The sequence below is a fragment of the Desulfovibrio sp. genome, from assembly GCF_035644575.1.
GTDB lineage: Bacteria > Desulfobacterota > Desulfovibrionia > Desulfovibrionales > Desulfovibrionaceae > Desulfovibrio.
In genome coordinates this window covers 1-12,495 of the sequence record NZ_DASQOG010000231.1, presented here as the reverse complement: position 1 = coordinate 12,495, position 12,495 = coordinate 1, and the positions used below count along the sequence as shown (strand labels likewise).

Sequence of the window (12,495 nt, the reverse complement as noted above, 5' to 3'; positions counted from 1 at the left end):
CCAGGGGCAGAGCACACGTTCAACCCAGCGCAAAGCCGCCGCAAGAAGAGAGCCCACCACACCGATGAGTATCATTCCCACAAGAATCATGGAGGACTTGTTAAGATCCATTCCCTGAATGATGATAAAGCCGACACCCTCGCGCGCACCAACCATCTCTGCCGCAAGCACACACATCCAGGCCATGGAAAGGGAATTTTGCACACCCGCAAATATGGACGGCATGCAGGCAGGCACAGCAACGTTGAAAAACTGCTGCGAGCGGCTGGCCCCAAACGAGCGCGCCGCATCAATCAGCAACGGGTCTACATAACGCATGCCCGTGTATGAATTGAGAATCATGATAACAAAGGCACCCACAAAGCAGATGAAAACCTTTGAGCCTTCTGCAACGCCAAGCCACAGAATGGCAATGGGTATCCAGGCAATGGGCGGAATGGGGCGCAGCAGCTCAAAAATGGGCGACACAATTTTTTCGCAAACCCTGCTCCACCCCATCAGCAGGCCCAGGGGCAGCCCCATGAGCACGGCAAGGCAAAAGGCTATCAATACCCGTTGCAGGCTGTAACCCACATGCCCGGCAAGGCTGGTGCCACCAACAGGCACATGGCAAAGCCTGATAAATTCGTGCCACACCATGGCGGGCGAAGGCAAAAATTCCGGGTTGACCTTGAGGGACACAAGCCCCCACAGCACCACAAAAACACCGATGGATGCCACGGGCGCAAGCCAGGCAGAATTGGCTTTGATAAAACCTTTCATGAGAGCCTCCTTGACGAGGCAAAGCGCGCTTCTATCCTTGTGAGAATCCAGGACATCAGCGCACCCAGCAAGCCGATGGTCAGCATGCCGACAATGATGACGTCAGGCCGGGCAAGGCGTCTGCCCTGCTGAATCATAAAGCCCAGCCCCACGGAAGCTGCCAGCAGCTCTGCGGCCACAAGGGTTGTCCACGCCGCGTTGAGGGAAAGCTTCATGCCCGTAAAGATCATGGGAATGGCCGAGGGAACGCCAATTTTGCGAAATGTTTCAAAATTGGAGGCACCGTAAATTTCCGCCACCCGGATAAGCACGGGATTGGTGAGGCGTATGCCGGTATAGGAATTGATGACGCAGGGCACAAAGGCTGCCAGAAAAATGATAAATGCCTTTGCCGGCATGCCAATGCCCAGCCACAAAATGGCAATGGGTATCCAGGCAATGGGCGGAATGGGCCTGATTGCATCAAATATTGGCCGCACAAGCATGTTGACCTTGGGGTACCAGCCCATAAAAAGGCCCAAGGGAACTCCCACGAGCACGGCAACCACAAACCCGGTGAGAGCCAGCAACAGGCTGGCTGCGGCATGCTGCTGCAGCAGGCCGCCGTCGGGATTAACCTGAGTGAATTTTTCAAAAAATACGGTGATAACTTCTGATGGCGGCACAAGCTGGTAGGGGCCAATGATCTCATACTGGCAGATCAGTTCCCATACCAGAATAAAAACCGCAAAGCTCACCATTGATATCCAGTTTTCTTTGGCTGCGGTTGCAAAGTAGTTGGCCTTCTGTATTTCCAGGCTCAACTCTTGACTGCCGTCGTTTTTCTGTTCACGGATGGACGTCATTGTTACTCCTCGATTTCCGGGGCCGCAGACCCGTATCTGCCGGCCCCGGAAAGGCATATGAGGCGATTATCAATACAGCAGCTGCCCCAATGTTATTTGGAGGTTTCTGCGGCAAGCTTCTTCATGAAGCTGGGATCAATGAAGAAATTGGCCTTGACGTAGCGGTCAAATTCTTTCTTGGTGATGCGGCCCTGGTCGAACATAAAGTTGGCAACGCCGCTCATCCATGCGGCCAACTTGGCCGGGTCTTCAAGGGCGCTGACCTGTTCGCTTACGCCATAGAGCGGGCGGTACTTGAATTCCATCCGCACCTGTTCTTCGGTGAGTTCAAGACCGCAGTAGCTGTTAAAGTATTCGAGCAGGGGCTTTACATACTGTTCGGGATTGGTCTTCATGCCTTCGATGATGCGCATATAGATTTTAAGCCAGGCAATCACCAAATCAGGGTGCTTTTCCGCAAAGTCCTTACGCGCGCCAATGCCGCCAGCAATGCGAACCTTGGCCGCCATGCCCGATGAAACCTTGGTCCAGCCCTTGGCTTCTGCCACATAGCTGAGCGGGGCCCACAACTGAAGGATATCGCCCTGACCAGCACTGAAGGCGGTCATGGCCTGGCCCTGTTCCATGTGTACGATGGCCACGTCGCTGTCGTTAAGGCCCAGGGCCTTAAGTGTGGCGGTAAGGGCGTAGTGGCCAGTAGAAACGGTGGTCGCCAGAATTTTCTTGCCCTTCCAGTCTTCTGTATTGCCTATGATTTCGGGAAAACCGGCCACCGCAGCCTTGTGCTTGAGCAGGGGCGAATCGGGCCGTACCCACAAATCGTTTGTGGCGCCTTCCTCATTGGACACGCCGATGAGTTTGTAACCATAGCGCATGCTGGCCATCATGGTGGGCACTGTGCCCATGGTTCCGATATCCCACTGGTCAGCGGCCAGGGCTTCTGTCTGGGGTGCGCCAGAGGCAAAAAGCATGAACTTTACGGTAAAGGGGGCGTCCTTGAGCCAGCCCTGTTTTTCGGCATACCACATGGGGAAACCATGCAGGCAAGGTTGGGCGCTGGTGCGAACCACGGGTTTTTCTTCTGCCACGGCGGCCTCGGGCAACAATCCTCCGGCCAGACCTGCCAGCAACAATAGGGCAGCACAAATTTTTTTCATTTGCATACTCCTTTTTCTCAGACGCTAAAGACCGATCATATCAACAACCAAGCCCTCTCATCGGGCACTAAAACCACCATCAACCATGATTACCTGGCCGGTTATGTATGCAGAAGCGTCACTGGCCAGAAACACGGTGCAACCGTAGATATCCTCAAGCCTGCCGTTGCGCCCCATACATGTCTGGGAAGCGTTTTTTTCGGCCAGCTCAGGATTTTCAAATACCGGGCGCGTCAGTTCTGTGGGGAAAAAACCGGGGCCAATGGCATTGCAGGTTATGCCGTACTGCGACCATTCTCTGGCAATGGCACGGGTAAGCTGCACAATGCCGCCCTTGCCCGCCCCATAGGGGGCACTGTCGGCAAAAGCGCGGAAAGACTGGAGGGAAGCGATATTGATTATACGGCCCCAGCCCCTGCGGGACATATGCGGAGCCAGAATTTGAGAAAGAAAAAAAGGCGCGGAAAGGTGAAGGTTGAGCTGTGCGCTCCATGACTCTGGCGTAACCTGGCTGAAAGGCTGCCGAAGATTGACCCCTGCAGCGTTGACCAGAATATCAACAGGGCCAAACTTGCTTACTATGGACGTTGCGCACTCAAGAGCGCGTTCTGGCGTGGAAATATCAGTAGAATATATGTGAACACCAACGCCCTCGGCAGTCAGTTGCGCGGCAGCCTGTTGAAGAACCTCTTGCCGCCTTGCCACAAGGATGAGTTCTGCTCCTGCCAGCCCCAGTGCACGGGCCATAGCCAGCCCAAGACCCGAATTACCACCGGTAACAAGTGCTGTCTTACCCGAGAGATCAAACAAGCCCGCCAGGTGCATAGAATCTCCAGTAAAAACGGTTACAAGACATGCAATGCGTCTATGGGGAGTACCTAAAATCCGGTAACAAACTTGCTAAAGCAAAAAACAGACCATTTGTGATTTTTTTTACAATAGCTGGCCATAACAGAAGCATCCCTTTGATTTTTAATAATTATACTAATTAATTTATTATGTTACATAAAAATATCTACTTGTTCTTATTTTAACAATATATATACCCTCCTCAAAGACTATTTCTTCGCTTTCTCAACTGCATGGCCCACAGACAAATTTAAAAAATAATCAATTAGTAAACAGATACTTATAGGAATTTACTAATGATTTTTGTTTGCAAAACCACACAAAAAAGCCGCGCTGTTGCGAAAAAGCAACGCGGCGGCTTACTTTATTTATTATTTTATTTAAGCAAGTTACATTAAGAACGGCTAGCTATATTGTGCAAAATTGCACAAAATATGGCATTTTGTTGCAAAATAACATCAACCAACAAAACAGATGTCCCCCCAATAATCATTCATCATTTTTTGCAACGCTCCCAGCCAGAGGAACCCGCTGTACAGCCAGCCCGCGCGAAAAGAGAAACATGCATGGCAGAACTCTTGTCATAGAAGCACAAGGATACATTGAAACATATCCACCAAGTTGATTAGAAATATTGCGACAAGCTGTGGATACAGTGAGATTTGCCGAGCTGTGCGTCAGATTGGCACCCCCGATAGACGCGTTGCAAACAACTCAGCAAATTATGGGGGGCAAGGCAGAAAAGTTTCACTTAAGGGGATCAAACCATAGTTGCAAAGGCGGGGTACAAGCAAACTATCTAATTTTTATTAACAATATCAATTTTTTTTGGTTCAATGATTTCGCAGCGCCCAAAGTATCGACGCTTCTTGCGTATGACGGACAGAGTTAACCCTGAAAATCCATTATTGAAGAGTCTTTGTATCCTTGATTTCCAATTCTTCATAACGTTGTTGATACCCACCAAAACCTTTAAGGAAAAAGTTCTATAGCTTCTTCCTTGAACGCAAGCGAATATGCTGTCTTCTTACCATTGGGCATACAAGGCCCCATCAGCTTTTCAACGTTTAAACATGGCCAGACTTTTTTGCTTTATCTGCCTGATGGAGCATGGCACATAGCAATAGCGGGGGTTTTCTGGTTCGCGCACAGGTGCGCTCAACTGGCTAAATCCGTAAACAGACGCGGCATCGACAGACGAATCCATCGATGCCGCAAAACATCTCAGGCATGTTGCAGTATTAATGCAACGTCATTTTAGACTTATCCCAGCGCTTCTTCCAGTTTTGGAACTGCGTACTGGTCTCCGCCGCGACAGTCATTTATGCCAATGACCGGGAAATTTTCCACCACAAGTTCACGAATGGCTTCAGGCCCCAGGTCTTCATAGGCGATAACTCTGGCTTCCTTGATGCGCACACTCAGCAGCGCGCCCGCTCCGCCCGTTGCGCCCAGATACACGGCCTTGTGCTGTCGCCGGGAACAATGTCAAAATGGATAATGGCAGGGGAGTTGTCGCCCACATTCTGGCGGGTAAAGGGGGCGCACGTGGATTTGCGCAAAAATCCGTCCTTGTATCCCTGTACCATGCCCGCGTTGATTGCTTCGCGCAGGGTGCCGCCCTCCACACGCACGTCTTCCCCTGCTTCAACAAAAAACACACTAAGGCCGCAGTCCTGGCAGAGGGGCAAACCTGTTTTGGAGGAGAGGGCCGCATTGTCCACCAGTTGCGCCAGAATTCCCCTGGCGGATTCCAGAGATTCGCCCTTTTCCGCCTTTACCAGTGCGTCCAGAACGTCATCTGGCAAATAGCGACCAGCCGCCATACACATGGAAGTCACAGTGTCCACTATCGTTTGTCTTGGTATGGTTCGCATATTGTTTTCGCGCTCCGTTAAGGTTGCAAAGAGGTTACCAGCAAATGCTAGCTGCACGAATACGCATAAGCACCTTGGGGAATCATGATTCCTGTTGAACTCGCCGATGCTTTTTCCCGTTCCATTGTTTTTGTTGCTCGTCGGGGCCGAGCAACATCCCAGTCATGCAGGGCGGGTGAAGCAAAAGCGCCTTTGCATTACCGCCATTAGCAGCGCAAGATTGATAATGTGGAAAAGCATGTTTGATGCCATCTTTTTATTTTTATATAACTATATTAAATATAATGCTTTTTAAAATATCCAACCCCTATAAGAAATCCTCCATAACAAAAGTCATGGAGGAGTAAGAATAAAATGGGCTGAACCCATGATTTCAGGAGATTGTGCCTTTGTAACAGGTCGCATTCAACAATTATAAAAGTTATCGCTCTGCGTAATCAGGATGTTATAATAAGCTTTGGGGACGGCACCAGCACTCAGCGCCGAGTGAATCACAGAGCATGACCACCAGCTTTCGTTTTGAATCACAACCCTGCTAGTATTTCCTGTCCCGGCATCGGGCATCAGCAAACAGCCAAAACCATCTATCTTGCCGGTATAATTTAACAACAGTATAAAGTCATGCCCGTCAATGCGGCCGCGTTGGCGAAACTTTATTCCTCCCTGAAACTGATCACAAAGATTAATAATCCCCGGTTGAGCCAGTCAGACCCTACTCATGGCAGTTTGAGTCAGAGGTGATGATACCCCCCCTCTTGGCCGGGCATTGACAGCACATTGCCAGAACAGAGGCAACACAGGCTCATTGCCGGATTCCCCCCATAGATTGATAAAGGCAAAAAAGCGGCCTGCAAGCTCGGGCGCAACGCGCCTTTGAGTGCAAGCCGCCTCGTGAGGGCAGATCTGTTTAAAAACACAACAAGTTGTTTACGCGGACCTTGGCATTCCAAAGCCGCATGTTGAACTCCTGCCGTGTTGTCGGCTGTCACAGCGGTATGACGCATCCAGACTACAGATTCTGCCTCTGCAACTTTCCGCCGCTGCCCTGCTACACCGGGTCGGCCTGCTTTTCGGCCTGCGCGTTAATGTAGACAGCCCTGTAGCTCTTGCCAGAGACCACAACGCCCAAGGCCACAATGGCAAGGCTGATGCCCAAGGCAAGGAACAGCGGCTGGCTCACATCGAACGCCAGCTTGGCAACAATGGCTGCCGTAGTGCTGCAAATGATGGAGGTCAGCGCCCAGAAAGGCGAGAGCCAGCCGGGTTTGAAAATCGCCAGTGTCAGCGGCACAAATACACCGCCGCCCCGCAGCAGGAAGGAGAAGAAATTCCAGTACAGCACGGTGGAGTGAAGATACGTATAGGCCAGTGTTGAAAAGATCGCGGTCACGATGACAAGGGTAACCCGGTTGGCCTTCAGAATCCCCTCGCTCGATGTAACCTTGAACACGTTGCCCACAAAGTCGCGCGAAATCATGGTTCCGATGCCCAAAGCCTGCCCTGCGGTCGAACCGATAATGGCCAGCAGCACCCCTGAAATGGCTATGCCGCCAAACCAGTCGGGCAAATAGGTGAAGAAAAACGTAGGCAAGGCCAAAATGGGAGGCAATGCAGGATTTTGCGCGTGCATGAACATGCCAATGGCTACAATGGGCAACCCAACGGGGATAACCACCAGGCCAGCCATGATGGCCCCGCGAGAAGCCGTGCGGGCATCGCTGGCCGAGTACAGGGCCTGAATGTAGTTTTGCGAGCAGCAAATGCCCACGACGGTAGAGAATATGTTGCCGAGCACCTGCCCGGTACCAGTGCTGAAAAGATTCAGCCAAGGCTCTTGCGGAAATACCGTGGAAAAATCAGGAAGTTCGTACAGTGATACCACAGCCACCGCGCTGCCGACCAGCAGGCCCACCCACAGAACGCTCATTTTTATAATGCCAGTAACGCTGCTGCCTTTCTGACCGCTGAAAAACACTGTCATAAGCACAAGCGCCGCAAGCAGGATGGTGGCCGCAAGCGGGCTGATTTTAAGGATTGCGGCCAGAATGTTTATACCCGCAATCACGCCGGCCACGCAGCCGCACAGCATGCTCAAGGTGCCGCATATACTGATGACCGGGGCGGCGTATTTGCCATAATGCAGGCCAAAGAATTCGGGAACGGTTTCAAGATTGGTGCGCCGCAGGGCGCGGGCGTAAAAAATGCCCTGCACCAAAAACCCCAAACCCGCACCAAGCGAATACGACCATGCGCAAAGACCGGCCTGATAGGCCAACTGGGCCGTACCCACCGTTGCGCCGCCGCCGATAATAACGCCCACGATGCCGCCCGCCACCAGAGGTGAAGAAGCGGCGCGGCCCACAAGACTGAATCCGTCCGCAGATTTTACGCTGCGCGCGGAATAAATTGAGTACCCAAGGGTAATGCCGACCACCAGAAACATGCCAAGATAGTGAACAAAACTGACTTCCATATGACCTCACCCGATAGTTGTAATGCCGGCCTGCATTGCGCACCCCGTTGGGCGCACTTTGGGTAACCTGCATACGTGCAGTTGCTTGAGGCAAAACAGGGAGGTCGCCATTTCTGGTTCAGAGGCACAAATATCGGCTGCCCCCCTTGATAAGGCGTTGAGCTTATGCTTCTAAAACGCCTATACCCAGCTGCGCCACTTCATGGAAGCCACTGTATGGTTCAACGCCTTGACCCAGCAGGCCATGCGCATGGTGATGTTTTTCTCGTTGGAGACCGCGTATATTTCGTTGAATACGTCAAGGAACACGCCTTCAAGCTTCTTGTTGACGAATTCTTCAGTCCAGCAGTCGTTATTGAGGTTCTGAATGCGCTCAAAATGCGCCACCTGGGTTCCGCCAGAGTTGGCGTACACATCGGGGCAGTCGATAATCTTGCGATCGCGCAGAATTTTCTCGGCTTCGACAGTCACAGGGCCGTTGGCGCCTTCCATAATGGCCCACGCCTTAACGTCAGCCGCATTTTCAGGGGTGATAACGCTCTGCACGGCGCAGGGGGCCAGCACGTCGCAATCCTGCACCAGCAGCTCTGCGTTGGTCACAGCCTTGGCCTTGGGGTAACCGGTCAGGGTGCCCTTTTCTTCAAACCAGGCGAACACGTCCTTCACATCCAGACCATCGGCATTGTAGATGCCGCCGTTCACATCGCTTACGCCGCAAATGGTCACGTTGTCTTCATTGTACAGCGACACAAGGTTTCCGCCCACCTTGCCAAAACCCTGCACGACTGCGCGCAGACTCGACATGGGCTTGCCCACAGAGGCCGCAACTGCACGGGTGGCGTACTGCACGCCTCGGCTGGTGGCCAGAGCGCGCCCGGCAGAACCGCCAAGGGGCATGGCCTTGCCGCTCACGGCAGCCGGTTCAAGGCGTTGGTGCATGGCTTCCCATTCGTCCAGCATCCAGCTTTGGGTGCGGGCATCGGTGCCGATGTCGGCGCCGGGAAAGTCCATCCAGGGGCCGGTGATGGAAGAGATGGCGCGGATATAGCCACGGCACAACCTCTCCAGTTCGTTGAGAGACAAGGTGGTTGGGTCAACGGCAATGCCGCCCTTGCCGCCGCCGTTGGGGATGTTGTTGCAGGCGTTTTTGATGGTCATCCACATGCTCAGCGCGCGCACGTCATCGGGCGTTTCATCCTTATGAAAACGCGTGCCGCCCCGAATGGGGCCGTTGGCCCAGTTGTGGTGAAAACGGTAGGCTTCGATAATTTTTACAGTACCATTATCCATTTTAAGGGGGATGCGCACTGTAAGTTCACGCATGGGGCGCTTGAGAAATTCATGAACATGGGGTTCGAGTCCGGCGAGGGCTGCCGCTTGTTCCAGTTGTGCGAGTGCATTTTCAAGAGCTGTAGTTGCTGTAGCCATGTCATCCTCCATTTAGTCTGTTATTTTTATCAAATCCGCATGCATTTGATGTTATTTCACGAGCATATGGATTTAATATTTAAAACAATAATCAGAAAAACAGTGATCATTCATCAAGCAAACAGTTTCTGCAACAGTCCAAATATGTACCATCTCAAGCAAAAGACATGCCATACAGTAAACTCGATTAAAAAAAGTTACGGGATGCACTTAATCTATTGCAAAAACGATCTTTTTTTACGTTATATAAATCACAATCACGGGGAAGATCCTCGTTGCAGGTTCGGAAATGTGATTAAATAGTTAACGAACGTTAACGAATGAGCATCAATACCCCCCCCTCTTCCCAAAAAACTGCGCTGGAACGTTTAAGCCCTGACAACAGGACGTAACAATCCAAAGCAGCAGGTTCTGCTGCTAAAGGATTATTTTTTGCGAGGAGAGGGAGAAAAAAGGCAGATAAACGGCAAGCTGGGGCTGGAGTAGCGGTGTGAATCCGTGCTGACCGTATGGCTTTTCAGATGTGATCTGGAAAAATCGTTGCGCATTCAGCATGAGGGGAATCTGCTCTACCACGCACTCAATCATCAAAATTTCATAAAATGCGCTTTGCCATGCCACGCATAGCTGTTAAAGGACGCGCGCAAACTAATCCCTGTAGCATAAAAAACACATACCATACTTATTTTATATTCAATACTTTCAGATAAAATGAACTAAATATGACTGTCTTATTATTACTTGATATTATTTTTTTGTTTATTATGAATTATATAAAAAAAATTTAAATTCAGTTTATTTTTTTTGTTCAAATATTAATGTACAAAATTAGTAAGAATATCGGTTTATAAAATTATAGTGCTTTAGTTTATATTATAACACATTAACACTACACTCCGCAATTGAATACTGAAAAGACGGAGGTTTAAATGAAGGGTTTAGTATCTTTAATTGCGGGGGTCTTCTGTTTTTTTGCCCTTACAGTGCAAAGCCAGGCGGTTGACTTTAAGGTCAAGGGCGCATGGCATTTTGCTTTTGACTATGTTAACGGCGGTAACTTCATGAACAAAAACCGCGCTGGTCAGACCGTCAACGGTCAGCAATGGTCATCAATGCACCAGCCGAGAGATTCTTTTGAAGCATATAACCGCATGCATTGGCAGCTCGATGCGGTCGCTTCTGAAAATTTGTCCGGTACGGTTTTTTTTGAGATCGGCGAGCAGCGCTGGGGCATGGCCAATCAGGGTGGCGCGCTCGGCGCGGATGGAACAAGTTCCGTCAAGGTCAAGCAGGCCTATCTTGACTGGAGAATTCCCAACGCACCGTTGAAGCTTCGCATGGGACTTCAAGGCATGAAGCTGCCAGGCTTTGCGCTGGACAGCCCGGTTTTTCAGGATGATGTGGCAGGCATTGCGGCCTCCTGGAAATTTTCCCCCGCTGTTGCCGCAACAGCAATATGGATGCGCCCCGCCAACGATAACTGGGGTGGCGATTCAAGCCACGCATCCAACTATATGGACAACTTTGATCTGGGCGCTCTTGTTGTCCCGGTTACGCTGGATGGCCTCAAAATTACCCCATGGGGAATGGCTGGCAGCATGGGCCCCAACACCATCAAGCCCATCGGTACGGCAAAAAGGCCTGACGGCTCCTACAACTTTTCCCCCACGAATCTCACTGCCAACACGCAACGGATTGACGGCATGCAACTTGCCAATGGCCTGTTCCCTGCGACCTTTACTTCCGGACGGAGGGGCAGCTCAGTACTGAGCCAGGAATACAGCAGCATGTACTGGGGAGGGCTTACATGGGAATGGACATCACTCGAGCCTTTTTCGCTCAAGGGTGATTTTATATACGGCGCAGTTGATCACGGCAGAGAATACCTGAACCGATCCGGCTGGTTTAGCATGCTTCTGGCCGAATATGCCTTTGATTGGGGCGTGCCCGGCATCTATGGTTGGTATTTCAGCGGTGACGACAATAACCCGCATAACGGCTCTGAACGCCTGCCTTATATTGCCACTACCAACAACGCCTCAAATTCCCTGTCATCGTTCGGTTACCGTGGCAGTGTGCTGTACGCTGGGGGCAAGGGTGTTCTGGGCACCAATCCATCTGGAACGTGGGGCGTAGGCACTCGCCTGAAAGACATCAGCTTTGTTGATGACCTGAGCCATATAATCCGGCTTAACTATTTTGGCGGCACCAACGACACAAAAATGGCCTCATACATTACAGGTCGGCAGACTACGGACAATTCTGGGCGTGCCGTTTACCGCAACATGACGGACTTCAACGCTCCGCTGGGCACGTACGTCACCACCAGCGATACTGGCCTTGAGCTGAATCTGGATAGCACGTACAAGGCTGCTGAAAATCTGAATTTTGTGCTGGAGCTTGGCTATATTCACCTTTGGCTGGACAAGGACGTCTGGGGCAGCTACCAAAAAATATCTGGTGACAGCCTTAACTGCAAAGACGCCTGGAAAGCGACACTGAACATTACCTATTCCTTCTAATTTCACAGGCAACCTGCTCTACTGCGGGCGGGTTGCCTCTTTCTATTCCAGCCCCCGCCTTATGTGGGCTTGTCCTATTTCAGCTGTGACTCAATTCGGCTTAAGCGTCTGCCTGTAGAACGGCAGACATGGAAGAAAACTGGCGTGCAAAAGGAGTGTCAGAACAGCAGATAAGGTTCGTGCGGACAGCCCAAATTGCGGACGCGGGCAAGCATCCAGCCAAAGATGGCGAGTACTTGCAGCGGCAAGTATGAAGACCCGCCGTTGAAGTTGTCCCTACTGACCTTACCCCATTGCGTATACCACTTGTAAGTTAGTGGTTCCCAATGGATTGCAGGTTATAATCCTTTTCTCCGAACTCTTCCGGAGTCAGCCAGCCCAATGAGATCTGCGGTCGTTGCTGGTGTGTGTATCCTGCCGCCAGGCTTCAACCGTTTTGCGGGCATCGTGCAAGGACAGAAACACGTTTTGATTTAAACACTCATCCCGGAATTTTCCGTTAAAGCTTTCAATGTGCCCATTATCCCTGGACTTCCCCGGTCGAGTGAATTCTATCTGCACGCCGTGTTCAAAAGCCCATGC

Annotated in this window: 8 protein-coding genes and 2 pseudogenes; 1 reads left to right on the top strand and 9 read right to left on the bottom strand. The window is 51.1% G+C overall.

The genetic code is table 11. The features are described 5' to 3' along the window. From VEZ52_RS13105 to VEZ52_RS13070, 8 genes and pseudogenes are all read right to left on the bottom strand, one after another. A partial coding sequence (locus VEZ52_RS13105) for an ABC transporter permease (protein WP_324837207.1) occupies positions 1-762 on the bottom strand: 762 nt, incomplete at its 3' end. Continuing rightward, positions 759-1,607 (bottom strand): ABC transporter permease, encoded by an 849-nt coding sequence (locus tag VEZ52_RS13100; protein WP_215647135.1) that lies wholly within the window; start codon positions 1,605-1,607, stop codon positions 759-761. The genes VEZ52_RS13105 and VEZ52_RS13100, both read right to left, overlap by 4 nt. A 92-nt stretch (positions 1,608-1,699) precedes the next feature. Then, a complete protein-coding gene (locus VEZ52_RS13095) occupies positions 1,700-2,764 on the bottom strand; it encodes an ABC transporter substrate-binding protein (protein ID WP_324837206.1) in 1,065 nt (354 codons plus the stop codon). A gap of 57 nt (positions 2,765-2,821) precedes the next feature. Further along, positions 2,822-3,589: an SDR family NAD(P)-dependent oxidoreductase gene (locus tag VEZ52_RS13090; protein ID WP_324837205.1), complete on the bottom strand. Its 768-nt coding sequence runs from the start codon at positions 3,587-3,589 to the stop codon at positions 2,822-2,824. Positions 3,590-4,876: 1,287 nt separating this feature from the next. Then, a pseudogene (locus VEZ52_RS13085) lies at positions 4,877-5,086 on the bottom strand (fumarate hydratase C-terminal domain-containing protein); the annotation flags it as partial. Continuing rightward, complete coding sequence (locus VEZ52_RS13080) at positions 5,035-5,439, bottom strand: fumarate hydratase (protein WP_324837208.1); 405 nt, start codon at positions 5,437-5,439, stop codon at positions 5,035-5,037. The gene VEZ52_RS13080 and the pseudogene VEZ52_RS13085, both read right to left, overlap by 52 nt. A 1,099-nt stretch (positions 5,440-6,538) precedes the next feature. Then, the gene (locus tag VEZ52_RS13075) at positions 6,539-7,963 is read right to left on the bottom strand and encodes a sodium:solute symporter family protein (RefSeq protein WP_324837203.1); all 1,425 of its coding nucleotides are present in this window, start codon (positions 7,961-7,963) and stop codon (positions 6,539-6,541) included. A 180-nt stretch (positions 7,964-8,143) separates the two neighbouring features. Then, the gene (locus tag VEZ52_RS13070) at positions 8,144-9,391 is read right to left on the bottom strand and encodes a Glu/Leu/Phe/Val dehydrogenase (protein ID WP_324837202.1); all 1,248 of its coding nucleotides are present in this window, start codon (positions 9,389-9,391) and stop codon (positions 8,144-8,146) included. A gap of 929 nt (positions 9,392-10,320) precedes the next feature. On the opposite strand from VEZ52_RS13070, the gene VEZ52_RS13065 reads away from it, so the two are divergent. Continuing rightward, entirely contained in the window at positions 10,321-11,913 is a 1,593-nt protein-coding gene (locus tag VEZ52_RS13065) for an outer membrane homotrimeric porin (protein WP_324837201.1), read from the top strand. 313 nt (positions 11,914-12,226) lie between these two features. Here VEZ52_RS13065 and VEZ52_RS13060 read toward each other — a convergent pair. Beyond that, a pseudogene (locus VEZ52_RS13060) lies at positions 12,227-12,495 on the bottom strand (integrase core domain-containing protein); the annotation flags it as partial.